We start from the raw sequence: 22024 nt of genomic DNA, 5'->3' as shown, positions 1-22024 counted from the left end.
CCTGGTCACGCCGGCACCCCGGTGTCGCCGGCGACCACCTCGGTCAGCTCGCCGCGCAGCCGGCGCAGCGCCGCACGGGCCTGGTCGCGGGTGCGTTCGTCGACCGGCCGGGTGGCGTACCGGGCCTCGCGGTAGACGTTCGCGAACTCGGCCAGCACGTCGGCGCTGACGATCGCCGGCACGCCCGCCGACGGGTCGCCCCGCAACAGGCGGGTGACCAGGTCGGTGGGGGTGTCGCCGGCCAGCCGGGGCACGCCGGCCCCGGCCGCGGCCTCCTCCAGGCGTACCCAGCAGGCGATGACCGCCGTGCGGGGGTCGGTGGACTGGTCGTCCAGCTCCTCCAGGCCGGCGTCGAGGGCGGCGGCCACCTCGCGGGCCGTGCCCTCGGCCGTACGCCGGGCCCGCTGCGCCGGCAGCGCCCGGCTGGTCCGGCGGATGGCGCCCCGGACCAGTGTCCAGGTGAGATAGCCGAACGCGGCGAGCAGGGCCAGCCCGAGCAGCACGACGACGGCCGTGCCGATCCACTGCGGAATCTGCGCCTGGGTGGCCTCGCCGGCGTCGCGGGGCTCGACCGGGATCGAGGCGGCCGGCTCGGCGGTCGGGTACTCCGGGACGTACGGGATGTTGTCGGCGGCGGGCGGGACCCGGCTGGCGCCGATCGACGAGTGGGCGGACGACAGCGCGGCGACGGCCAGCAGGAGCACCACCACCGCGACCGGCCACCATCTGCGCAGGACGCCGACATCCATCGGGGGCTACCTCCGGACCACCGGGACGGGCCGCCCGGGTCGACGCGTTGCGTCCGTCATCGCCACCGCCCCCGCGCCTCAGTCCACCCCGGCCAACTGCTTCGCCCGGGCGAACACGTCGTCCAGCATCCCTGGTGTCAGCCGCCCCGTGAAGGTGTTCTGCTGGCTGACGTGGTAGCAGCCGAGCAGTTCCGGCGCGCCCGTGCCGGACCAGTGTGCCCCATGGCCGAACGCCGGTCGCGGGCTGGGCGGTCGCACGCCGTACACCTGACGCAGCACCGGCCACCACGAGGCCCACGCGAACGCTCCCAGCGCGACCACGACGCGCAGCGTGGGGCGGATCAGCGTGACCTCGCGGTGCAACCACGGCGCGCACGTGTCCCGCTCGTCCGGGGTGGGCTTGTTGTCCGGCGGCGCACAGCGCACGGCGGCGAAGACGCGCAGGTCGCGCAGGGTGAGCCCGTCGTCGGCGGCGACGCTGGTCGGCTGGTTGGCCAGACCGGCGCGGTGCAGCGCGGCGAACAGCACGTCGCCGGAGCGGTCGCCGGTGAAGATCCGGCCGGTGCGGTTGCCGCCGTGCGCGGCGGGTGCCAGTCCGAGGATGGCGATGCGCGCGTCGGGGACGCCGAAGCCGGGCACCGGCCGGCCCCAGTACTCCTGGTCGCGGAAGGCCGCCCGGCGGACCCGGGCGACCTCCTCCCGCCACCGCACGAGACGGGGGCAGGCGAAGCAGTCGCTGACGGCGGCGTCGAGGTCGGCCAGGTCGGTCGCCCGCGCGGCGCGGGCGACCACCTCACCGGGCGTACGCGGCTCAGCCAAGCCTGGCCCGGAAGAGTTCGAGGGTGCGGGCCCAGGCGGTGGCGGCGGCGCGCTGGTCGAAGTTCTCCGGCCGGTCCTCGTTGAAGAAGGCGTGCGAGGTGCCGGGGTAGTCGAAGGTCTGGCACGTGCCGCCGGAGGTCTCGATGGCCTGGCGGACGACCCGTACGCCGTCGGCGGCGGAGGTGCCGTCCTCCTCGGAGCAGTGGATGAGTGCCGCCTTGCCCGCGTAGTCGGCCCACTCGGGGCGCATGCCGTCCCAGGGCAGGCGCGGGTAGAAGGCGGCGGTGGCGACGATCCGCTCGGAACGGGTCGCCGCCCAGAGGGCGAGGCTCGCGCCGGCACAGAAGCCCGCGCAGCCCACCTTGCCGGCGACCTCGGGCCGCCCGGCGAGGTATTCCGCCGCGACGGCGATGTCGGCTGCCGCCTCGTCCATCTGTGGGCCGTTCAGCATCTGCCGGGGCTCGCTGGGCTTGCTGGCCGGGCCGCCCCGGCGAAAATCCGGGGCAAGAGCGACGAAACCGGCCTCGGCGAAGCGGTCCACGACCGCCCGGACGTGCGGCACCAGACCCCACCAGTCCTGGATGACGATGACCGCCGGGCTGGTCGCACCGCCGGAGGGTATCGCGAGATACCCCTCGCTGGTCCCCCCGTTGTCGCGGTAGCTCACCATTTCACCCATTGGCCGTCCTCCTAGCGGTCAGTCATCGTTGGCTGGTCGCCCAGTGGTCCTACGTGCCGGTAGCCTGCCACGCAGTAACCGCCCCGGGGAAGACGCCAGCGAAGTGGCATTCACCTCCTGTTCACCCGCCGGCCGGTCGCGGAAACGCCGACGGCGGCGCGGACGTCGTCCGCGCCGCCGTCGGGCGGTGCTGTGGCGCTGGGGTGATCAGGCCTTCTTGGTCAGGCAGAGCAGGTAGCCCGTCTTGCCCGGCTCGATGCTGTAGAAGACGTAGCCCTCCTGGCCCTCCTTGATGTACTGCTCGCACGCCTCGCCGGAGCGGGCCTGCGCCTGGGTCTGGCCGTCGACCCGGCCGACCACGTTGTAGACGGCGTCGGTGGAGGTGCACTCGACGACCTTCGCGCCGTCGACCTCCTCCTCCTTGGTGCCGGTAACCTCCGGCAGCTCGGCGATGCAGTCGCCGACCTTGGCCTCGGCCGTCTCGTCCTTGTTGAAGAAGTTGCCGATCACCGACCCGATGCCGAACTTCAGCCCCGCGACGACGAGGAACACGACGATCGCGCCGACGACGCCGAGCAGCTTCTTGGAACCGGACTTCTTCGCCTCGGGCTCCGCCGGGGGCGGCGCCTGGACGGCCGACGGGGGCTGTGCGGCGTCCGGCGCGGGGGGCGGTGCGACCTGCTCTGACACGGATTTTCCTTCCGGGGGGTTAATGAGCAGTCGACACCGTAGCGACCGGGACCGACAGTCGCTGCCCCGCTGGACTCATCCGTTCAGCTATTTCCCAGGTTCAGTGCATGACGCTGTTCACGACCGGGTCGGCGTCGGGGTCGGGGTCGGGGTCGGAGTGGCTTCCGGGCTCACCGTCGCGCCCGGACTCGGCGTCGTGGTGGGGCTCGGCCCGCTGGGTTGCTGCGTCGGAGTGGTCAGCGGGGGCAGGGTCGGCCCCGGCGGCGGCCCGGCCGGGGCGTGCGGCACGAAGGGTGCCTGATCCGGGCAGTACGGGTACGTCCGCAGCGGCCGGTTGCGGGTGGCGTTCGGGTCGTGGGCATCCGGGCAGTCTGGGTAGCCGAGTCGAATCGGAGCGCCGTTCTGGTCGAAGAGGCGGGCGTTCTCCACCAGCCGCCCCTCGCTGTCGTAGACGAAGACGTCCCGCACCTGGTCGTAGGGGTTGTTCACCGAGGTCTCGTCGTAGCCGCGGTAGTCGTAGCCAGCCCGGCTCTCCGCGTCCTGCAGGCCAGCCAGCGCGAAGACGACGAGCACCAGGCTGCTGGCGTGCATCGCCCAGCGGGGCCAGCGGGTCAGCCGGGCGGCGCGGTGACCGAGCCAGATCGAGGCGAGCACGAAGCCGACCAGCATCATCAGGCCGGCGATCAGCTCACCGCCGAACCGCGGCAGCAGCCCGAAGCTGCCGCCGGTGGAGATCACGGCCACCAGCATCGCGGCGAGGTAACCGCGCAGCACCCACCAGGCGGGGCGGAGCAGCCGCAGGAACTCGCCGGCCCGCGCGTACCCCAGCGGCGGGCCGAGCTGGGTGTCCAGGGCGCGTAGCTGGCGGCGGGCCCGGCCCACGGCGGCGGCCACCCGCTGGTCGAGGTTGCGCCTGGGGGTCGCCGGCGCGCCGGCGGCGGCGCGCAGCTCGGCCGCGTACGCCTCGGGCTCGCCGAGCCGCTCGACGAGAGAGCCGTCGTCCTCGGCGGCGACCTCGGCGAGATGCTCTGGCAGGTCCTCGGTCAACTCGTCGCGCTGCGCCGGCGGCAGGTCGGCCAGCGCGGCCCGCACCCGTGCGGCGTAGTCCGTGATCTCCTGCTCCGTGACGGTCATGCCGCCATCCCCCGATCGTCGAGCAGTGCGTCCATGGTGGTGGCGAACGAGCGCCAGAGCTTGCCGGAGCGGCCGAGCTGGTCCCGGCCGGCGGCGTTGAGTGAGTAGTACTTGCGGTGCGGGCCGGACTCGCTCGGCACGACGTAGGTGGTCAGCAGGCCGGCGGCGTAGAGCCGGCGCAGCGTGCCGTAGACCGAGGCGTCGCCGACCTCCTCCAGGCCGGCGTCGCGCAGTCGGCGCAGGATGTCGTAACCGTAGCCGTCCTCCTCCCGGAGCACGGCGAGAACCGCGAGGTCCAGGACGCCCTTCAGCAGTTGTGTGGTGTCCACGCATTGCACACTACTGCGCAATGCGTAATAGCGTCAAAGGAACGCGCCGCGCGGGTCAGGCCACGCGCCGTGCCGCGTGGTCCGCGACCCGCAGCAGATCCCGCAGTACGTGCACCAGCGCGCGAGCCTGCGCCAGGTCGATCGGCCAGCGCTCCGGGTCGTCACCGGCGGACAACTCCAGCAGCACTCCGGCCGGGCTGAGCCGCCCGACGTCCATCTGCCAGAGCGCGGCACGCACCTGGATCACCTCGTCGCCGCGCGGCGCGGCCGACCGCAGCCGGGACAGGTGCAGCGCGCTGGCCGCGCAGCCGCTCTCGGGTACGCACCACGCCGGGTGGACGCCTCGGATCGCCACGTCATCGCTCCTCGCTCGCGTTGTGGGGGCGTTGTGGGCCCACGGTCACTCCCATCCTCGTCACCGGTCGATTACGGTCGGAAGTCGCGCGAGGGTCACCGGCCGACGGTGGTCCACGCGGCCCGTCGCGTGAAGCCCGGTGAGTGAGGTGTGATGACCGGATCGCAACTGTCGACGCTGGACCTGCTGGCCGGTGAGCTGCGGCGGCTGCGCATCGAGCGCGGGCTGAGCCAGGAGGAGTTGGCGCGGCGGATCAACTACTCCGGCTCGCTCGTCGGGATGGTGGAGATCGGCCGGCGTACGCCGTCGCTCGACTTCGTCCGCCGCGCGGACGAGGCACTGGACAGCGGCGGCCTGCTCGGGCGGATCCTGCCGCTGGTCAGCCTGGAGACCGCGCCGGCCTGGTTCCGCCCCTGGGTGGCCGTGGAGCAGGAGGCCGCCACGCTGTGGTGGTTCGAGATCTCGGTGCTGCCCGGCCTGCTCCAGACCGAGGGGTACGCCCGCGCGGTCCTCGGCGGCGGCGGGCTCCGGTCCGAGGAGGAGATCGAGCAGCGCGTGGCCGCACGGCTTCAGCGGCAGCAGATCCTTGACCGTGCCCAGCCGCCGCAACTGGTCGCGGTGATCGACGAAGGAATTCTGCGCCGGCCGGTGGTCGACCAGTTCGGGGTGATGCGCGAACAGGTCGAACATCTGATCGCGCTGGCGGCACGCCCATACGTCCACCTGCATGTCGTCCCCACGGAGGCGGGCGTCTACCCGGGGCTTGCCGGGCCGTTCATCCTGGCCGGATACGCCGACGGCGGCTGGGTGGCGCACCTCGACAGCCCGCTCCGGGCGCAGGTACTGGACCGCGCCGAGGAGATTGCCAGCCTGCACCGCAGGTGGGAAAGTGTCCGCTCAGAGGCGCTGCCCCGCCGGCAGTCGCTGGGCCTGCTGCAGGAAGTGGCGAAGACATGGAGCTGACCGGCGCCCGGTGGCGCAAGTCGACGCGCAGCGACAACGGCGGCGCCTCGTGTGTGGAGGTCGCCGACAACCTGCCCGGCGTGGTGCTGGTCCGCGACAGCAAGGACCGCTCCGGGCCCACGCTCTCCTTCGCCCCGGCCGCCTGGTCCCGGTTCGTCACCGGGATCGCCCGGCCCGGCGCCTGACCCCGACGTCGACCGGCCGCCCCCACGGCGGCACGCTCACGACCAGCGGTCGAGGACCCGGTCGACCAGTTCGCGCAGCCGGTCGCGGGAGTACGGCCCGAGGTGCAGGAGATGCCGGTAGTAGACCGGGCCGTACAGCAGCTCGACGATCAACTGTAGGTCCGCGTCGGCGGGCAACTGACCCTGCTGCTGGGCCCGCGCGAGCCGCTGCTTCGCGACCGCGACCCTGGGCCCGACCAGTTGCGCGGTCAGGGCCTCGGCGAGCCCGGGGTCGTGCTGCGACTCCGCGATCAGCCCGGCGTACGCGGACCCGGTCACCGGGCTGGACAGGAAGTCCAGCACGGCCGCCATCTGGGTGTGCAGGTCGGTCGGGAGGTCGCCGGTGTCGGGGAAGGGCGTGGCCGCCTCGGCCATGTCGCTCAGGGCCTCGAGGATGACCGCCCCCTTGGTGGGCCACCAGCGGTAGATGGTCTTCTTGCTCACCCCGGCGCGGCTGGCGATGGCCTCCACGGTCACGGCGCCGTATCCGCGCTCCCCGCTGAGCGCGAGCGCGGCGGCCAGGATCGCCTGACGACTCTTCTCGCTGCGCCGTTGGGGGTTCGGTGCTGACGTCATGGCCACAGGCTAACAGCAGGAAACGATACGTGTCGTGTTGACACGCGGGCCGCCCCGGGCACATCATCGATCTCCTAACGACACGACACGTGTCGTGTAGAGAGGAGAGTCGTGAAGTCTCGCTGGCCGGCGCTCGCCGTGTTGTGCGCCATGCAACTGATGATCATTCTCGACGGGACCGTCGTCACCGTGGCCCTGCCCGTCCTCCAGGCGGAACTGGGGATCTCCCAGGCGGGGCTGTCCTGGGTGGTCAACTCGTACCTCATCGCCTTCGCCGGCCTGCTGCTCTTCGCGGGCCGGCTCGGCGACCTCGTCGGCAGCCGGAAGGTGTTCCAGGCCGGGCTCGCCACGTTCACCCTCGCCTCGCTGCTGTGCGGGGTGGCCACCACCCCGGCGATGTTGATCGCCGGCCGGTTCCTCCAGGGCGTCGGGGCGGCGCTGGCGTCCGCGGTCGTGCTCGGCATGATCGTGGCGCTCTTTCCCGAACCCGGCGAGCAGGCCCAGGCCATGGGTGTCTACAGCTTCGTGTCCGCCGGCGGCGCCTCGGTCGGGCTGATCGCCGGAGGGGTCATCACCGAGACGGTCGGCTGGCCCTGGATCTTCCTGGTCAACGTGCCGATCGGCGTGGTGGCGCTGGTGGGCGGCGCCCGGCTGCTGGCCCGCACCGCCGGGCTCGGGTGGCGTGCCGGTGTCGACGTCGTCGGCGCGGTCCTGATCACGGCGGGCCTGTCGCTCGGCGTCCTCACGATCTCCCGGGTCCCGGAGTCCGGGCTGCACCTCGGGTGGGCCGCCGCCTCCGTCGTCCTGCTGGCGGCGTTCGTCGCACGCCAGGCGAGCACCGCACAGCCACTGCTCCGGCTGCGCCTGTTCGCCAGCAGGGAGATCACCGGGGCCAACCTCGTGGTGGTGCTGGTCTTCGCCGCGGGATTCGGCTTCCAGTTCCTCAACGCCCTGTACCTGCAACGCGTGCTCGGCTTCGACTCGTTGCAGACCGGCCTGGCGTTCCTGCCGGCGCCGCTGGTGATCGGGGCGATGTCGCTGTTCTTCTCCGCCAGGCTCACCGCCCGGTACGGCACCCGCCGCGTACTGCTGACCGGGCTGCTGGCGCTGGCCGCCGGCCTGCTGCTGCTCAGCCGGGCCCCGGTCGGCGGCGACTACTGGACCGACGTCGCTCCCTCGCTGCTCGTCCAGGGCTTCGGCATGGGCCTCACCGTGCCGTCGGTCATCATGCGGGCGATGGCGGGGGCCGCTCCCGCCGATGCCGGGCTCGCCTCCGGCCTGAACAACACCGCGCAGCAGGCGGGCGCGGCGGTCGGCCTGGCGGTCCTGGCCACGGTGGCCACCGCCCGCACGGACACGCTCCTCGGCCAGGGCACGCCGGACCTCACCGCCCTACGCGACGGCTACAGCCTGGCGTTCCAGGTCGCGGCCGGATTCGTGCTCGCGGGGGTGCTCGTCACGTACCTGCTGCTCACCGACACCAAGACGAAGGAAAGGATCCCGGCATGAGGGTCGGAGTCATCGGCGCCCACCCGTCCCGGGGCTGGGCCCGCGCGGTCCACCTGCCCGCACTGGCGGCCCTGCCCGACTACGAGGTCACCGCCGTGGCCAGCACCAGCCAGGCCGTCGCCGACCAGGCCGCGGCCGTCTGGGGTGCCCGGCACGCCTTCGCCGACCCGTACGCGCTGATCTCCCATCCGGACGTCGACCTGGTGACCGTCGCCGTGCAGCTCCCGCGCCGGGACGGGCTGGTCGAGGCGGCGATCGCGGCGGGCAGACACGTCTACAGCGAGTGGCCGCTGGCCCGCTCCGCGGAGGAAGCAACGCACCTGCGGCGACTGGCCGACCAGGCCGGCGTACGACACGCCGTCGGGTTGCAGAGCAGGCACCACCCGGCGATCCGCCACCTCCGCGCCCTGCTGGCCGCGGGCCGGATCGGCAAGATCATGTCGGCCTCCCTGACGTACTCGCTGGCGACCCCGGAGGTCTGGTCCCGCCGGTACGCCGACCTGTTCGACCACACCAAGGGCGTGAACCACCTCGCTGTCGTGGGCGGCCACGCGATGGACATGTTCGGTTCGGCCGTGGGCCACCCGACCGAGATCGCGGCGACGCTCACCACCCGGATCGCGCGGATCACGCTGGAAGAGACCGGCGAGCAGATCCCGGTGACCTCGCCCGACCAGATCGCCGCCGTCGGGCTGCTGGAGTCCGGAGCCACCGCCTCGGTGCACATCATGACCGGCGGACCGGTGGGTGACGGCTTCCGGATCGAGGTCCACGGCAGGTCCGGACGGCTCGTGCTGCGCGCCAGGGACGACTCGCTGGTCGGCCCGGAGTTCACCCTGACGGTCTCCGACGGCACCGGGCGCGGCACGGAGCTGCCGGTGCCGGCGGAACACCGCCACACGCCTCCGGCCGCCCCGCCCGCCGTCCACAACGTCCGGCAGGTCTACGCGGACCTGGCCGCCGGACACCCCGTGGAACCGGACTTCGGCACCGCCGAACGCACCCACCGTCTCATCGACGCCATCGCCCGCTCCGCCGCGACGGGCACCCGGCAACGGCTCCACTGATCCGCACGGTATTCCGCGGTCCGCCACGGGCGACGCTGCCCACCCGTGGCGGACGCGGTCCGCGCGCCCGGCAGCGGCACGGAACGCTAGCCGGTGAGCAGGTTGACCACCACACCGGCCGGGATGGACACCGCCACCCCGGCGAGGAAGAACCACAGTTGCGACCGCTGCCCGCGCTGGTTCGTCGTGCGCAGCAGATCCTCCAGGTTCGCCAGGCCCTGGTGCACGTCGGTCGGCCCCGCGAACAGATTGGGGGATGGTCCGGGGGGCGGGCTCGCCGTGGCACTTGGCTGGCGTCGCACCCGGCGGGTGGGGGGTGTGGGCTCCCCCACCGCCGAGCTGAGCCATCGGGGCCGCCGCCGGGAACGGGACAGCGGGCCGTCGGGCCCAGATGACTCCGGCGGCGGGAACAGTGGCGTGGCGGTCGGCGGCGTGCCCTGCTGAGGTATTGCCCCGGACCCGCCTGGCAGTCCGAACGGCGGGGACCCGTAGGCCCCGGGCGGGCCGCTCGCAACGCCCCAACCGGGTGGGGGCACGTCGCGGCGGCGTACGGCCCGGGCCCAGAGCCCGCCGGCCAGCCCGACCAGGAGCAGGTCCGCCACGGCCGCCACCAACGACCACGGCCGCGGAAGGGCGTACGCCACGACGCCCGTCACGCCCGCCGCCGCGACCAACGCCTTGGGCACGATCCTCATGCCCCTATTCAAGTACGCCGCTGCCGTTCGTCGTGACCGCCAGGCGACAGCGGCACGAGAAACGAACGCCGGAGCTACGCGAGAGTCCAGGCGATGCCGTCGAGGATGTCGTGTTCGGAGGCGACCACCGAGCCCATCCCCGCCCGTTCCATGATCACCCGGAGCACCAGGGCACCCGCCCCGATCACGTCCGCCCGGCCCGGGTGCATCGCCGGGATCGCCAGCCGCTGCTCCCTGGTCTTGCCGAGCAGGTCGGCGGTCACGCCGGCCACCGCGTCGTACGGCACCCGGACGTGGTGGATGCGGGCCGGGTCGTACTCCTGGAGGCCCTCGACGATCGCGACCACGGTGGTGACCGACCCGGCGAGCCCGACCAGCGTGGCGGCCTGCCGGCCCGGCACGGCCGCCAGCGCCCGGTCCACCGCGCCCGCGATGTCGGCCTGCGCGGCGGCGACCTCGTCGAGGGTCGGCGGGTCGCCGTGCAGGTGTCGCTCGGTCATCCGGACGCAGCCGATGTCCACCGAGATGGCCGCCTCGACGCCGCCCGCGCGGGTGCCGACGACGAACTCGGTCGAGCCACCGCCGATGTCGAAGACCAGGTACGGCTCGCGCGCGTCGGCGGGCAGCCCGCGCACCGCGCCCGTGAAGGAGAGCCGCGCCTCCTCGTCACCGGTCACCACCTCGGGCGCGACCCCGAGGGTCCGCTCGACCATCTCCCGGAACTCGGCGGCGTTGGAGGCGTCCCGGGACGCCGAGGTGGCGCACATCCGGACCCGCTCCGCGCCGAGCTTCTTGATCTCGGCGGCGTACGACGCCAGCGCGACGCGGGTGCGTTCGATCGCCTCCGGGGCCAGCCGGCCCGTCTTGTCGACGCCCTGGCCCAGCCGGACGATCTCCAACCGGCGGCTCAGTTCGACCAGCGGCGCCTGCGGACCGGCCGAGGCGTCGGGCAGGTCGGCGACCAGCAGTCGGATCGAGTTGGTCCCGCAGTCGATGGCGGCCACACGCGTCGTCACGGCAGCAACCCTACGTCAGCGCTCCGCGCGGCCGGCGGGAAGTCGTCGCCGTGCAGCAGCCCGGTGCCGAGCGGCGTCAACCGGTGCAGCACGGCGCCGCCCTCCCGCACGCTGGCGACCAGCCCGGCCGCCCGCAGCGCCCCGGCGTGCTCCGACGCCGAGGAGGTGCTGATCCCGACGGCCCGGCCGAGCGCCGTGGTGGTGTGCCGGCCGGGGCCGGCGAGCCGACGCAGTACCGCCGCCCGGGTCGACCCCAGCAGGCGGCCCAGCGGATCGGGGGTGCCGGCGCCGATCGGGCGCGGCATCGGCGCGGGGTACACGACCAGCACCGGCCGGTCGGGCTCCACCAGCACCCGGGGATGCGGGCCGGCCAGCGGCGAGGGCAGCAGCAGAAGCCCCTGCCCGGTGCCGGACACCGAACCGCTCCACCAGGTGCGCACCGTCAACGTCGGCGCCTCCCACCGGATCGCCGGGTGCAGCGAGTTCAGCAGCCCGTCCAACCCGTACGTCGCGAGGTGCGCGGTCGCGTCCGCCACGTGGTGCCGCTGCGCCGACGCCAGATCGGCCCAGTGCGGCGCGAGCACCGCGTCGTGCCAAGCGCCCAGGGCCCGGCCGAACAGGGTCATCGTCTCGCCGTCGGCCTCGGCGAACCGCCTGCGCGGCGGCGTCGCCGGCAGGTGCGCGTACGCGGCGGCGACCTCCGCCCGGATGCGCCCGACGGGGACGGCCCGGATCGCCTCCAGGCCGGCGGCGACCGATTCCAGGCCGTCCAGCGGGGTGAGGAAGTCCGGCAGGCGCCCACGCGCCGGCAGCAGGTGCCGTAGCACGGCGGCGGCGGAGCGGGCCGGTCCCGCCGCCGCTACCGCGCCCGCCGCGAGTCCCGGCGCCAGCCGGACCGTCTCCGCGTCGTACAGCGCCTGGCAGGCCAACAGGGCCGTGCCGACCGGATGCAGGCGGTCGGCGAAACGGACCCGGCACAGGTCCGCCAGTCCCAGGTGGAGACGGAGCATGCCAGCAGACTGCCGGTCTTCGGCCTGGACCGAAAGGGTTGCCCGCGCCGGCCGGGCGTTCCAGGGTGGACCGGGGTCCGGAGGGGGGCGGGGCGTGCGACGGACGGTGGCAGTGCTGACGGGACTTGTCGTCACCGTCGTCGCCGCGGCGTGCGGTGGGGACCGGGGCCGTGCCCCGGTCACGCCGGCCCCGCCGCCTTCGGGGGCCGTCGAACGCCCCGCCGCCGGCGGGCGTACCTCGGGCCACCCGCACCGACGCGCGGTGCCGCGACGGCAGCGACGTCACCGTCCACACCCTGCCCGACATGGGGCACTCGTGGCCCGGAGCGCAGGTCGGCGGGCTCGCCGATCCCGACGCGGGCCTAGTCGCCACCGAGCTGATCTGGAGCTTCTTCGCCGCCCACCCGCGCCGGACCTGACGCCCGGGCCGGGGGCGCCGCCCCGGCCGGGGAAGAGTGGGGTGGCTGGCGCCGCCGACGCCACGGCGCCAACGGCGCCCAGGGCAGCGCACCGGCGAGGACCAGCAACGACAGCAGGGGCAGCCGCCACCACCAGGAGACGGTCGCCGGGGGCGCCGACGGCGGCGCGGAGACCCACGGGCGGGCCGACTTCGACCAGGCCAGGAAGGCGTCGCCGATCGGCAGGGCGCCGAACGCGTACCGCTTGGTGTGCGGGGTGCCCAGCGGCACCCCGGCCAGCTCGCCGTAGTTGGCGAGGGCCCCGGCCAGCGCGGCGTCGCCCTGCACCTGTGCCGCGCCGAGGGTGACGACGGTCGCCGACAGGCTCACCCCGAGCAGCAGCGGCCCCGAGTCGACGTCCCCCGGCCCGTCGAGGCCGCGCGGGTACTCGCGTACGGCCGGGCCGAGCCCGAGCGGTGACACCACGTACCGCTCGCGGAAGCGGAGGTACTGCTCGCGGGCGAACCCGGGGTCGATCTCGGCGAGGAACCGCTGGATGACGCTCTGCGAGGTCGCCCGGGCCACCTCGGCGGGCGCGCCGGTGGCCAGGTCCACCCGGTGCGGCATCAGGCCGGTACGCGGATCCAGCCGCTCGCGTACGCCGGCCAGCCAGCGGTCGACGGTCGGGGTGAAGCGGGGCGGCAGCAGGTGGTCGTGCAGGCGCAGCGAGGCCACCGCCACCGTCGAGTCGACCGGCCACGCCTGCCCCGGGTACGCGGCGAGATAGGGCGGGGCCGAGGCGTCGAACGCCGCGGCGAGGGCGGCGGAGTGCTCGGCGAACCGCTGGGTCTCGGCCGGCTCGCGGTGCCCGGCCGGTTGCAGGGCGAGGACGCCGCCGCGCAGCCAGTTCGTCCAGCCGGCGTGGAAGACCCCGTACGCGGGCGTGAGGGCGCGATCGAACGGCGCCCGCCCGGCCGGCGACTCCAGCCGCTCCAGCGCCCAGCGCGCCTCCCGCAGGGCCGCGCCGCGCTCGCCCACCGGCAGCCGCAGGCCGGTCTCCACCCGGGCCAGGCCGTAGAGGGCGTGCGCGAAGAAGAACCCCTCGGGGAACAGGGCCTGGGCGTCCTCCCCCGCGCCGTCGTCGAGCGCGGCGCGCAGGAAGGTGAGCTGCCGGGCCACCCCGGGCGGGTCGTCGTCCGGGCCGGCGGTGGCCGGGGCGACGAGGCGTACCACGCCGAGCAGGGCGGCGAGGCTCACCAGGGCCGCCACCACCGCGCCCAGCCGCCGGACGATCATCACCGGCACAGCATGCCGGAGCCGGTCAAGGGCTACAGGCGCAGCAGCATCCGGGTGTTGCCGAGGGTGTTCGGCTTGACGCGTTCCAGGTCGAGAAACTCGGCGACACCCTCGTCGTAGGAGCGCAGCAACTGCTCGTAGACCGGATGCGGCACCGGGGCGCCGTCGATCTCGGTGAACCCGAACGAGCCGAAGAACCGGGTCTCGAAGGTGAGCACGAAGATCCGGGCCACGCCCAGCTCGCGCGCGGCGTCGACGAGTTCCGTGACGATCCGGTGGCCGATCCGGTGGCCCCGGCAGGACGGGTCGACCGCCACCGTACGGATCTCGGCCAGGTCCTCCCACATCACGTGCAGCGCCCCGCAGCCGACCACCGCGCCGTCGTCCGCGCGGACCGCGACCCGGAACTCCTGCACGTGCTCGTAGAGGGTGACGGTGGCCTTGCTGAGCAGCCGCCGGTCGTCGGTGTAGGTGTCGACCAGCCGCCGGATGCCGCGCACGTCGGAGGTGCGGGCCCGCCGCACCACGATCTGGTCGGCTCCCGTCGCGCCCCCGCCCGCGCCCGCGCCCGCCATGGTCACTCCGCCGCCGGCACGTCCACGCAGGGGCCCGCCGCCCACCACTTCTCCACCAGCGCCAGCGTCTCGTCGCCGAACGGGTTCACCCCCGGGCCCGCCCCCAGCGCGTGCCCGAGATGCACGTGCAGGCACTTCACCCGGCCGGGCATGCCGCCGGCGGAGATGCCGGCGATCTCCGGCACCTCGCCGATCGCGTCCCGGCGGGCCAGGTAGTCCTCGTGCGCGGCGCGGTAGTGCGCGGCCAGCTCCGGGTCGGCGGCCAGCCGGTCCGCCATCTCCTTCATCAGGCCCGCCGACTCCAGCCGGCTGCACGCCGCCGTCGCCCGGGGGCAGGTCAGGTAGAACAGCGTCGGAAAGGGGGTGCCGTCGGCCAGTCGCGGGGTCGTCTCCACCACGTCGGGCAGGCCGCAGGGGCAGCGGTGGGCGACGGCCCGGGTGCCGCGGGGCGGGCGTCCGAGCTGCGCGGCCACCGCGGCCAGGTCGGCCTCGGTGGCCGGTTCCCGCCGCGGCGGGGGTACGGAGTCCGCCGCCGGCTCCTGCGGTGGTACGACAGTCACGATGTCGGTTCCTCGTTCGATGCTCGGGTGCTGCTCACTTGTCGGGCTGCTCGCCGTTGGCGGCCTGCACGCTCGACCAGAGGGTGTCGTACCAGGTGGCGGGGGTGACGGGCGCGGACGGGGCGGAACCGGCGTCCCGGGCGGCACCCTCCGGGTCGGAGAGCACCACCAGCAGCGCCTCGCCCGGCGGGCCCATGAAGAACCGCTCCCTGGCCTGGATCTTGATGTATTCCTTGTCCTGCCACTTGGCGGCCCGCTCGGAAAGCTCCTCGATCGCCTTCCGCTGGGCGGCCTGGGCGGCCTCCATCCGCTCGATGTCGGCCTGCTGGTCCAGGTAGACGCGCACCGGGTAGGTGTAGGCCAGGGCGAGCGCGATCAGCACCGCGAAGAGCACGGTGGCCCGCCCGGTGAAGCCCCGGGATCGGGGTGCGGCGAGCCGCTTGACGGCGCCGGCAGCCGTACGACGGGCCGCGGCGGGCCGGCTCGCGGAGCGTACGCCCTCGGCGCCCCGGGCCGCCCCCGGCGCGCGACCGGCGGTCGCCCGCGAGTCCGCGCGGACGCCGCTGTCGCGGGCCGACGCCCGGGTGCCCCGGGCCCCGCCCGGCCGGCCGGATTGACCCGGCCGGCGGGCGGGGCGTTGACCACCCGGTGTGCGGCGCTGCTGCATCGTCACACCCCTCCCCCGAGGCCTCGCGTGTCTCAGGCCGAACGGTAGCGCGGGAAGGCGCCCGCACCGGCGTACCGCGCCGCGTCGGCCAGCTCCTCCTCGATCCGCAGGAGCTGGTTGTACTTCGCGACCCGGTCCGAGCGGGCCGGGGCACCGGTCTTGATCTGGCCGCAGCCCGTGGCCACCGCCAGGTCGGCGATGGTGGTGTCCTCGGTCTCGCCGGAGCGGTGGCTCATCATGCACTTGAAGCCGGCCCGGTGGGCCAGGTCCACCGCGTCCAGGGTCTCGGTCAGCGAACCGATCTGGTTGACCTTGACCAGCACCGCGTTGGCGGCGCGCTCGGCGATGCCCCGGGCGATCCGCTGCGGGTTGGTGACGAACAGGTCGTCGCCCACGATCTGGATGCGGTCACCGACGGAGGCGGTCAGCGTCTGCCAGCCGGTCCAGTCGTCCTCGGCCAGCGGGTCCTCGATCGAGACGATCGGGTAGTCGTCGGCCAGCTTGGTGTAGTAGTTGCTCATCTCCTCGGCGGTCTTCGCGGTGCCCTCGAAGGTGTAGACGCCGTTGTCGAAGAACTCCGTGGCCGCCACGTCGAGCGCGAAGACGATGTCGGTGCCGAGCCGGTAGCCGGCCTTCTCGACGGCCTCCGCGATCAGGTCCAGGGCCGCGGCGTTGGTCGGCAGGTTCGGCGCGAAGCCGCCCTCGTCGCCGAGGCCGGTGGAGAGCTCCTTCTTCTTCAGCACCGACTTGAGCGCGTGGTAGACCTCCGCGCCCGACCGCAGCGCCTCCCGGAAGCTGGGCGCGCCGATCGGCGCGATCATGAACTCCTGGATGTCGACGTTGGAGTCGGCGTGCGCGCCACCGTTGAGGATGTTCATCATCGGCACGGGCAGCAGGTGCGCGTTCGGGCCGCCCAGGTAGCGGAAGAGGCTCAGCTCGGCGCTGCCGGCCGCCGCCTTGGCCACCGCCAGGGAGACGCCGAGGATGGCGTTGGCCCCCAGCTCGGACTTGCTGTCGGTGCCGTCGATGTCGAGCATCTTCTGGTCGATCAGCCGCTGCTCGCTGGCCTCGTAGCCGATGAGCTGGTCGACGATCCGGTCCTCGATGTTCGAGACCGCCTTCTCGACACCCTTGCCCTGGTAGCGGTCGGTGTCACCGTCGCGCAGTTCGATCGCCTCGAAGGCGCCCGTGGAGGCGCCGGACGGCACCGCCGCCCGGGCGATCGTGCCGTCGTCGAGCCCGACCTCGACCTCGACGGTCGGGTTGCCCCGCGAGTCCAGAATCTCCCGCGCGACGATTCCCTCGATGGTTGCCACTGAGTCGCTCCTCGTTTGTGTTTTCCGGTCCGATATGGGCCGCGACGGTGCGGCTGAGGCAGGTGTTGAACGCAGCGTATCGGGCGACGCTCGGGCGCGGGCGGTCCGGTCGTCCGCGAGCCCGACCCGAAACCCGTCTCCGGGCGGTGCGCCACTCGGACATTCCCGTATTCTCGTGCCTCAACCGGCAACGGGTTTGCGTGCGGTTGACCCGATCGGCAAGGCTGGTCGCCATGCCCGCCGCCTCGACCACCCTTCGCATGCTCGCCGTGTCGGTCATCGCGTCGCTCACGGTGACCGGTTGCCAGACCCTCGACGACGCCGGCCGGGCGATCGGGCGGTCCGACCTCGTGAACGACCTGGCCGCCCGACTGGACCGGGCGCTGGAGCTGACCTACTCCGCCGACTACCAGCTTCCCGGCGGGCAGACGGCCACCATCACCCAGGCCCAGGACCCGGCCCGCTCCGCGTACACCTGGCCCGGCGGCCGGCTCACCGTCACGCCGGAGGCGACGACCCGCTGCGAGACCGCCGCCAGCCGCGCCTCCTGCACCCTGGAGGCCCCGCCCGCGCCCAACGCGAAGCCCACGGTCACCATGTTCACCGAGGCCAAGCAGCGCGGCCTGCTCACGCCGCCGGTCGTGGTGGGGCTGCTGACCGGCGCCGCGCTGGACCCCGACGCGGTGATCACGCAGAGCGACACCACCGTCGCCGGACGCCACGCCACCTGCGTCGACGTCGAGCAGGCCGGCGGCGCCTTCACGGCCTGCGTGACCACGGAGGGGGCGCTGGGCAGCTTCACCGGCCAGATCGACGGCAAGCAGGTCGAGCTGGCCCTGAGCCGCTACCGCGAGACGGTCGACGGCACCGCGTTCGACCTGCCACCCGACGCGGGTGTGGTCGACCGCCGCCCGGCCCGCTCGTGACCGGCCCGTCGGCCCCCGACCGCACCAGGTCGGCCGGATTCCTGCCCGGGGCCGACGGGAGCACCGCCCCCGCGCCCACCGACCTCGCTCTCCCGGTGGCCGGACGCAAGCTGCTGACCGCCGTCGACGGCTCCGTGCTACGGGTAGCCGACCTGCCGGCCGGCACCGACTGGGTGCCGCTGGGCACCCTGGACGGCGTACCCGCCTGGGCCGCCGAGCCGGCCGGGGCGCAGGACCTGCCGGGCCGGTGGCAGGGCTGGACGGCGCTGGCCGCCGAGACGCCCGAACCACTCGCCACCCTGGCCGGCCGCGCGCTGGCGGTGGTCACCTGGCGGCGCACCCACCGGTGGTGCGGGGCCTGCCGGGCCGAGCTGACCGACGTGCCCGGGGAGTGCGCCCGCCGCTGCCCCGACTGCGACCTGTACGTGCCGCTGCGGCTCTCCCCCGCCGTGCTGGTGGCGATCACCCGCCCGACACCGGCCGGCCGCCCCGACGAGCTGCTGCTGGTGCGGCACTCGTACGGACCGACGGGGCTGTGGGCGCTCGTCGCCGGGTTCGTCGAGGCCGGCGAGACGCTGGAGGCGGCCGTCCACCGGGAGGTCGCCGAGGAGGTCGGGCTGACCCTGGCCGGGCTGGCCTACTTCGGCAGCCAGCCGTGGGCGCTGTCCGGCCCGAACGTGCTGCTCACCGGTTTCACCGCCACCGTCGCCGACCCCGATGCCGAGCCGGTGGTGGACGGGCGGGAGCTGGCCGAGGCGCGCTGGTTCCCGCTCGACCGGCTGCCGGCCGAGCTGCCGCCCGCATACTCCATCTCGCGGTGGCTGGTCGACGCGACGGTGACCGCCGCCCGCCGCTGAGCCTGCGCTGCGCCTGTGGTGTTAGGAAGGGCCCCTTCCTCTACCGGAAACGTTAATAAGGTGCCCTTCCTTACACGCCGAGCAGGGTGCGTAGGTGGCGTGGGGGCGGGCAGTCGTGGGCGAGCATCGCGTCGTGCCAGTCGCGCACCGACACCCCGGCGGGCCGGGCGGCGGCGATCTCGGCCACCTCGCTGTAGCCGACGAAGTACGTCGAGAGCTGCGTCGAGGTGAGCAGCGCGCGCCGCCACTTGCCGGCCGCCTCGCCCTCCTCCTGGAAGCCGCGCCCGGTCATCAGCGCCATCGCCTCCGCCTCCGGCAGCTCCTCGCAGTGCACGAGCTGGTCCAGCAGCGCGTTGATGGTCATCCGGAGCTGCATCTTGAGCTGCTGCAACCGCACCGGCAGGCCACCGAAACCGAGGCCGGCCATCAGCTCCTCCGTGTAGACCGCCCAGCCCTCGATGAAGGGCCCCGACTCCGTCAGCGCCCGGACCCGGGTGGGCCCGACGTGCCGGCGGGCGTGGGCGAGCTGGAGGAAGTGCCCCGGCATCGCCTCGTGCACGGTCAGGTTGCGGATCATGTGGTCGTTGTACTCCCGGTAGAACGACTCGACCCGGTGCACGGGCCAGTCCGCCGGGGTGGGCGCGATGCAGTAGAAGGTCGGCACGTCCGCCGTCTCCAACGGGCCGGGCGAGTCGCAGTAGGCGACGGCCACCCCCCGGGCGAACTGGGGCATCTCCTGGATCACGCACGGGTCGTCGACGAGGGTGACCAGGTCGTGGGCGCGGACGAAGTCGGTCGCCTCGTCCAGCGTGACCGAGGCGAGGTCCACGATGGTGTGGTCGTCGGGGTGTTCGGCGGCGAGCAGGTCCAGCGCCCGGCGTACCGTCTCGTCGTCGGCCGGACCGCCGACCAGCTCGACGGCCGCCGCGCGGATCTGCTCGCCGACCCGGTCCAGGTTGGCCCAGGCCCGGCGCTGGATCTCGGCGGCCCCCAGCTCGGTGTCGAGGGTGTGCCAGAGCCGGGCCTCCCAGCGGCGGCGGCCCAGGCGCGGGTCCCGCCCGGGGCCGGCGTCGGCGGCCAGGCCCTGACGCAGCCACGCCACGAACTCCTCCAGGGCCGCGATCGCCGCGGTGGCGGCCGGCTCGACCCGGTCGTACAGGGCGGGGGCCTGCGCGAGCAGCGCCGGCACCTCGTCGCGGACCAGCGCCGCCGCGCCGGTGAACTGCCCGACCGCCGTCTCGGCATGGACACGCGGCATGTCGCGCAGCGTCGCGCGCGCGGTCGCCAGCGCGTCCGGTACGGCGGCGAGCCGGCCGGCCAGGCTGGTCAGCCGGACCTCGACCGGGGCGTACGGGCGGGCGAGCAGCGCGTGCAGCAGTGGCCCGGGGTTGTGCACCAGCGGGTCCCACTCGTGCGCGCGGATGTCGCTGGACTCGAACAACTCCCGGTCCACGAACGACGTGAGCAGCGCGTGGTCGACCTGCTCCTCGACGTCCAGGGCGTCGGGGTCCAGCTCGGCGAGCGCGTCCGCGGCCTCCTTGAGCATCGCCTGGTCGGCCGCGACCGCCCCGGCGGAGAGATCCGGCAGCCGGTCGTCGAACCGGTGGTCCCCGGTCGACGTAGCGACCCCCGGCCGGCTCTCCAGCAACGCGTCGACGATCCGCTCCGCGAGCGGCACAAACGATTCCACCCGCCGACCCTACCGGCCCCCACCCCCACCCACCCGCGCTCTCTCCCCCGCCCCTCCCGGGTTGATCATGAGGTTGACCGCTCAGATTCCGGCACATCGCCCCGCCAACCTCATGATCAACGGGGTGGGCCGGGGGGAGGGGGAGGGAGGGGGGTGGGGGTTAGGGGTGTTCGGCGGTGCGGATGGCGGTTGCGTAGGCGAGGGTGGCGCGGCGCAGGGCCGCCTCCGGGTCCAGGCCTGCCTCGCGGGCTGCCGCGACCGTGGCGAGCAGGCTCGCGCCGAGCCTCGCCTCCGGGTCCACCTGGGACTCCGCGAGGGGCGGCGGGACGGCGAGGCCGACGCGGCCGGCGCGTTCCAGGATCTTGGCGGCCAGGGCCAGGGCGGGCTGGCTGAGCGCGATGCCGTCCAGCACCGAGTCACGCGCCTTCTCGGCCCGCTTGATCCGCTCCCAGTTGGCCTCGATCTCCTCCAACGTGCCCGCCTCGGTGTCGGCGAAGACGTGCGGGTTGCGCCGGACCATCTTGTCGACGAGCCCGCCGGCCACGTCGTCGACGGTCCACCGCTCGCCCTCGGGCAGCTCCTCGGCGAGCCGGGCGTGCAGCACCACCTGGAGCAGCACGTCGCCCAGCTCCTCGCGCAGCGCGTCGGTGTCCCCGGCGTTGATCGCGTCGTACGCCTCGTAGCACTCCTCGATCAGGAAGCCGGCGAGGCTGCGGTGGGTCTGCGCCCGCTTCCACGGATCGCCGCCGGGGGAGGCCAGCCGGTCCATCACCGCCACCGCGTCGAGCAGCCGGGCACCCGGCGGGTCCCAGGAGCCGTACATCAGCTCCAGCTCGGCCAGGCCGGGCTCGCGGGCCAGCCGCAGGCCCAGCTCCCGGGCCAGCGACTCGTCGCCGGCCGGGCCGGCCAGCCACACCACGGCGCCGTGCGCCGCCGCCGCGTCGAGCAGCGCCTGGGTCGCCCGGCCGTCGACCACCGTGACCTCGGCGCCCGCCGCACGGACGGCCGTCGTCAGCTCGCTCTCCGCCCCGGCCAGCACCGGATGCCGGCGTACGGCGTCCCAGGCGGCGGCCGTCAGCAGCCCGGCCGGCAGCCGGGGCGAGGTGACGAGCAGGACGATCCGCGCCGGCATGCTCAGTTGTGGGTCTCGCCGGCCGCCTCGGGCACGACGGTGGGCAGCGGCTCCGGGGTGGAGACGTTGGTGACCGCGTCGGAGCCGGACTCGCCCAGCGGCACGCTGACCGCGGGCGCGTTGCCGGAGAAGCTCAGCACCGGGAACTCCAGCGGCCGGTAACGCGGGTTGACCGTCACGTCGTACGCGGCGACGGCCTCGGCCAGCGACTTCCGGGTGGCCAGCGCGGTGCGCAGCTGGTCGCCGTCGAGCTGGCCCGCGGCAGCGTCGTCGGGCACGTCGGCCGGGATGGCACCCGCCTTGCGGCCGGCGGCCACCACGTCGGCCATTTCCTCCGGGGTCGGTGCGACCGGGGCCCCGGTCGGCACCCCGGACAGGCAGCTGTAGAGCTCGGCCGTCTGGCGCACGTAGCCGCTCTCGGGGGACAGGCCGAGCTGCTGGGCGAGCTGCTCCGGCGCCACCTGCCCGCGCGGCTGGTAGTTCTTCTCGGCCGAGAGCCGCTCGCAGACCTCCGACAGCACCAGCACGCTGACGATCTGGTCCCGGCCGGGCAGCTGCGGCACCTGCGCCGGGGGCTGCCCCTCCGGGGCCGCGGGCGTCGCGGTGGGCCTCGGATTCTTCGCCCCCAGGTCGTCGACGACCTGGGTGACGGCATCCTCGGTGATCCGCAGGTCGCCGACGTAGGCGGCGACGCCGGGCTCGGCACGGCAACCGGAGAGGGCGACGAGGCCGAGCGCCACGCTGGCGACGGCGACAAGACGGCGAGCACGCATGGCGGTCACTCTCTCATGC

25 protein-coding genes and 1 pseudogene are annotated in these 22024 nt (G+C 74.1%); 7 read left to right on the top strand and 19 right to left on the bottom strand.

Annotation, left to right across the window (positions count from 1 at the left end; translation table 11 throughout):
• Positions 1-5: 5 nt before the first annotated feature.
• From ABZ809_RS05030 to ABZ809_RS05000, 7 genes and pseudogenes are all read right to left on the bottom strand, one after another.
• A complete protein-coding gene (locus tag ABZ809_RS05030; RefSeq protein ID WP_357561086.1) occupies positions 6-749 on the bottom strand; it encodes a DUF4129 domain-containing protein in 744 nt (247 codons plus the stop codon).
• A gap of 78 nt (positions 750-827) precedes the next feature.
• On the bottom strand, positions 828-1541 hold the full coding sequence (locus ABZ809_RS05025) for a uracil-DNA glycosylase (RefSeq protein ID WP_357561454.1): 714 nt from the start codon (positions 1539-1541) through the stop codon (positions 828-830).
• Between the two features lie 19 nt (positions 1542-1560).
• Positions 1561-2247: a dienelactone hydrolase family protein gene (locus tag ABZ809_RS05020; protein WP_357561085.1), complete on the bottom strand. Its 687-nt coding sequence runs from the start codon at positions 2245-2247 to the stop codon at positions 1561-1563.
• Positions 2248-2454: 207 nt separating this feature from the next.
• Positions 2455-2859 (bottom strand): annotated as a pseudogene (locus ABZ809_RS05015) (hypothetical protein); the annotation flags it as partial.
• 195 nt (positions 2860-3054) lie between these two features.
• The gene (locus ABZ809_RS05010; RefSeq protein WP_357561084.1) at positions 3055-4071 is read right to left on the bottom strand and encodes a hypothetical protein; all 1017 of its coding nucleotides are present in this window, start codon (positions 4069-4071) and stop codon (positions 3055-3057) included.
• Positions 4068-4400 (bottom strand): PadR family transcriptional regulator, encoded by a 333-nt coding sequence (locus ABZ809_RS05005; protein ID WP_357561083.1) that lies wholly within the window; start codon positions 4398-4400, stop codon positions 4068-4070. Before ABZ809_RS05005 ends, ABZ809_RS05010 begins: the two co-directional genes overlap by 4 nt.
• A gap of 55 nt (positions 4401-4455) precedes the next feature.
• Positions 4456-4755, bottom strand: coding sequence for a hypothetical protein (locus tag ABZ809_RS05000; RefSeq protein ID WP_357561082.1), 300 nt, complete (start codon positions 4753-4755; stop codon positions 4456-4458).
• 153 nt (positions 4756-4908) lie between these two features.
• On the opposite strand from ABZ809_RS05000, the gene ABZ809_RS04995 reads away from it, so the two are divergent.
• Both ABZ809_RS04995 and ABZ809_RS04990 read left to right on the top strand, forming a co-directional pair.
• Positions 4909-5718 (top strand): helix-turn-helix transcriptional regulator, encoded by an 810-nt coding sequence (locus ABZ809_RS04995; RefSeq protein ID WP_357561081.1) that lies wholly within the window; start codon positions 4909-4911, stop codon positions 5716-5718.
• On the top strand, positions 5709-5903 hold the full coding sequence (locus tag ABZ809_RS04990; protein WP_357561080.1) for a DUF397 domain-containing protein: 195 nt from the start codon (positions 5709-5711) through the stop codon (positions 5901-5903). Before ABZ809_RS04995 ends, ABZ809_RS04990 begins: the two co-directional genes overlap by 10 nt.
• Before the next feature lie 36 nt (positions 5904-5939).
• On the opposite strand, the gene ABZ809_RS04985 is transcribed toward ABZ809_RS04990, so the two are convergent.
• Positions 5940-6518 carry a TetR/AcrR family transcriptional regulator gene (locus ABZ809_RS04985; RefSeq protein ID WP_357561079.1) on the bottom strand — a complete coding sequence of 193 codons (579 nt, stop codon included), beginning with the start codon at positions 6516-6518 and terminating at the stop codon, positions 5940-5942.
• 111 nt (positions 6519-6629) lie between these two features.
• Here ABZ809_RS04985 and ABZ809_RS04980 point away from each other — a divergent pair, with 111 nt between their 5' ends.
• Positions 6630-8027, top strand: a complete 1398-nt coding sequence (locus ABZ809_RS04980) for an MFS transporter (RefSeq protein WP_357561078.1) — start codon at positions 6630-6632, stop codon at positions 8025-8027.
• On the top strand, positions 8024-9094 hold the full coding sequence (locus tag ABZ809_RS04975; protein WP_357561077.1) for a Gfo/Idh/MocA family oxidoreductase: 1071 nt from the start codon (positions 8024-8026) through the stop codon (positions 9092-9094). The genes ABZ809_RS04980 and ABZ809_RS04975 overlap by 4 nt, the downstream gene beginning before the upstream one ends.
• Positions 9095-9180: 86 nt before the next feature.
• On the opposite strand, the gene ABZ809_RS04970 is transcribed toward ABZ809_RS04975, so the two are convergent.
• The 3 genes from ABZ809_RS04970 to ABZ809_RS04960 all read right to left on the bottom strand — a co-directional run bounded on the left by ABZ809_RS04970 (position 9181) and on the right by ABZ809_RS04960 (position 11815).
• A complete protein-coding gene (locus ABZ809_RS04970) occupies positions 9181-9789 on the bottom strand; it encodes a hypothetical protein (RefSeq protein WP_357561076.1) in 609 nt (202 codons plus the stop codon).
• A 74-nt stretch (positions 9790-9863) separates the two neighbouring features.
• On the bottom strand, positions 9864-10793 hold the full coding sequence (locus ABZ809_RS04965; protein WP_357561453.1) for a Ppx/GppA phosphatase family protein: 930 nt from the start codon (positions 10791-10793) through the stop codon (positions 9864-9866).
• Between the two features lie 8 nt (positions 10794-10801).
• Entirely contained in the window at positions 10802-11815 is a 1014-nt protein-coding gene (locus ABZ809_RS04960; protein WP_357561075.1) for a winged helix-turn-helix domain-containing protein, read from the bottom strand.
• A 170-nt stretch (positions 11816-11985) separates the two neighbouring features.
• On the opposite strand from ABZ809_RS04960, the gene ABZ809_RS04955 reads away from it, so the two are divergent.
• Positions 11986-12234: a hypothetical protein gene (locus ABZ809_RS04955; RefSeq protein ID WP_357561074.1), complete on the top strand. Its 249-nt coding sequence runs from the start codon at positions 11986-11988 to the stop codon at positions 12232-12234.
• Here ABZ809_RS04955 and ABZ809_RS04950 read toward each other — a convergent pair.
• Genes ABZ809_RS04950 through eno form a run of 5 tightly spaced genes read right to left on the bottom strand, consistent with a single transcriptional unit; the run spans position 12178 to position 16627 of the window.
• Positions 12178-13509 (bottom strand): hypothetical protein, encoded by a 1332-nt coding sequence (locus ABZ809_RS04950; RefSeq protein ID WP_357561452.1) that lies wholly within the window; start codon positions 13507-13509, stop codon positions 12178-12180. The genes ABZ809_RS04955 and ABZ809_RS04950 overlap by 57 nt on opposite strands.
• A gap of 32 nt (positions 13510-13541) precedes the next feature.
• Positions 13542-14084 (bottom strand): amino-acid N-acetyltransferase, encoded by a 543-nt coding sequence (locus ABZ809_RS04945; RefSeq protein ID WP_357561073.1) that lies wholly within the window; start codon positions 14082-14084, stop codon positions 13542-13544.
• A gap of 2 nt (positions 14085-14086) precedes the next feature.
• Positions 14087-14644 (bottom strand): DUF501 domain-containing protein, encoded by a 558-nt coding sequence (locus tag ABZ809_RS04940; protein ID WP_357561072.1) that lies wholly within the window; start codon positions 14642-14644, stop codon positions 14087-14089.
• A gap of 34 nt (positions 14645-14678) precedes the next feature.
• Positions 14679-15311, bottom strand: a complete 633-nt coding sequence (locus ABZ809_RS04935; RefSeq protein ID WP_357561071.1) for a septum formation initiator family protein — start codon at positions 15309-15311, stop codon at positions 14679-14681.
• Positions 15312-15343: 32 nt separating this feature from the next.
• The gene (gene eno, locus ABZ809_RS04930) at positions 15344-16627 is read right to left on the bottom strand and encodes a phosphopyruvate hydratase (protein WP_357561070.1); all 1284 of its coding nucleotides are present in this window, start codon (positions 16625-16627) and stop codon (positions 15344-15346) included.
• Between the two features lie 233 nt (positions 16628-16860).
• On the opposite strand from eno, the gene ABZ809_RS04925 reads away from it, so the two are divergent.
• Entirely contained in the window at positions 16861-17553 is a 693-nt protein-coding gene (locus ABZ809_RS04925) for a hypothetical protein (protein WP_357561069.1), read from the top strand.
• A gap of 95 nt (positions 17554-17648) precedes the next feature.
• Positions 17649-18410: an NAD(+) diphosphatase gene (gene nudC / locus ABZ809_RS04920; protein WP_357561068.1), complete on the top strand. Its 762-nt coding sequence runs from the start codon at positions 17649-17651 to the stop codon at positions 18408-18410.
• Between the two features lie 70 nt (positions 18411-18480).
• Here the strand turns inward: nudC and ABZ809_RS04915 are convergent, their stop codons facing one another.
• The 3 genes from ABZ809_RS04915 to ABZ809_RS04905 form a co-directional block, all read right to left on the bottom strand.
• A complete protein-coding gene (locus ABZ809_RS04915) occupies positions 18481-20100 on the bottom strand; it encodes a DUF885 domain-containing protein (protein WP_357561067.1) in 1620 nt (539 codons plus the stop codon).
• Between the two features lie 160 nt (positions 20101-20260).
• Positions 20261-21232 carry a nucleoside triphosphate pyrophosphohydrolase gene (locus ABZ809_RS04910; RefSeq protein WP_357561066.1) on the bottom strand — a complete coding sequence of 324 codons (972 nt, stop codon included), beginning with the start codon at positions 21230-21232 and terminating at the stop codon, positions 20261-20263.
• Between the two features lie 2 nt (positions 21233-21234).
• Positions 21235-22005 (bottom strand): hypothetical protein, encoded by a 771-nt coding sequence (locus ABZ809_RS04905; protein WP_357561065.1) that lies wholly within the window; start codon positions 22003-22005, stop codon positions 21235-21237.
• Positions 22006-22024: the final 19 nt, after the last annotated feature.

Origin of the sequence: Micromonospora sp. NPDC047074, from assembly GCF_040643815.1 — a bacterium.
GTDB lineage: Bacteria > Actinomycetota > Actinomycetes > Mycobacteriales > Micromonosporaceae > Micromonospora.
Note: the sequence above shows the minus strand (reverse complement) of the source record. Positions and strands in the feature narration are given on the sequence as shown.

Excerpts from the sequence above, each read along its gene's own strand:
- ABZ809_RS05030 (WP_357561086.1), bottom strand. The coding sequence starts at position 749 with ATGGATGTCGGCGTCCTGCGCAGATGGTGGCCGGTCGCGGTGGTGGTG.
- ABZ809_RS05020 (WP_357561085.1), bottom strand. The coding sequence starts at position 2,247 with ATGGGTGAAATGGTGAGCTACCGCGACAACGGGGGGACCAGCGAGGGG.
- ABZ809_RS05010 (WP_357561084.1), bottom strand. The coding sequence starts at position 4,071 with ATGACCGTCACGGAGCAGGAGATCACGGACTACGCCGCACGGGTGCGG.
- ABZ809_RS04995 (WP_357561081.1), top strand. The coding sequence starts at position 4,909 with ATGACCGGATCGCAACTGTCGACGCTGGACCTGCTGGCCGGTGAGCTG.
- ABZ809_RS04990 (WP_357561080.1), top strand. The coding sequence starts at position 5,709 with ATGGAGCTGACCGGCGCCCGGTGGCGCAAGTCGACGCGCAGCGACAAC.
- ABZ809_RS04985 (WP_357561079.1), bottom strand. The coding sequence starts at position 6,518 with ATGACGTCAGCACCGAACCCCCAACGGCGCAGCGAGAAGAGTCGTCAG.
- ABZ809_RS04975 (WP_357561077.1), top strand. The coding sequence starts at position 8,024 with ATGAGGGTCGGAGTCATCGGCGCCCACCCGTCCCGGGGCTGGGCCCGC.
- ABZ809_RS04970 (WP_357561076.1), bottom strand. The coding sequence starts at position 9,789 with ATGAGGATCGTGCCCAAGGCGTTGGTCGCGGCGGCGGGCGTGACGGGC.
- ABZ809_RS04960 (WP_357561075.1), bottom strand. The coding sequence starts at position 11,815 with ATGCTCCGTCTCCACCTGGGACTGGCGGACCTGTGCCGGGTCCGTTTC.
- ABZ809_RS04950 (WP_357561452.1), bottom strand. The coding sequence starts at position 13,509 with ATGATCGTCCGGCGGCTGGGCGCGGTGGTGGCGGCCCTGGTGAGCCTC.
- ABZ809_RS04945 (WP_357561073.1), bottom strand. The coding sequence starts at position 14,084 with ATGGCGGGCGCGGGCGCGGGCGGGGGCGCGACGGGAGCCGACCAGATC.
- ABZ809_RS04935 (WP_357561071.1), bottom strand. The coding sequence starts at position 15,311 with ATGCAGCAGCGCCGCACACCGGGTGGTCAACGCCCCGCCCGCCGGCCG.
- ABZ809_RS04925 (WP_357561069.1), top strand. The coding sequence starts at position 16,861 with ATGCCCGCCGCCTCGACCACCCTTCGCATGCTCGCCGTGTCGGTCATC.
- ABZ809_RS04910 (WP_357561066.1), bottom strand. The coding sequence starts at position 21,232 with ATGCCGGCGCGGATCGTCCTGCTCGTCACCTCGCCCCGGCTGCCGGCC.
- ABZ809_RS04905 (WP_357561065.1), bottom strand. The coding sequence starts at position 22,005 with ATGCGTGCTCGCCGTCTTGTCGCCGTCGCCAGCGTGGCGCTCGGCCTC.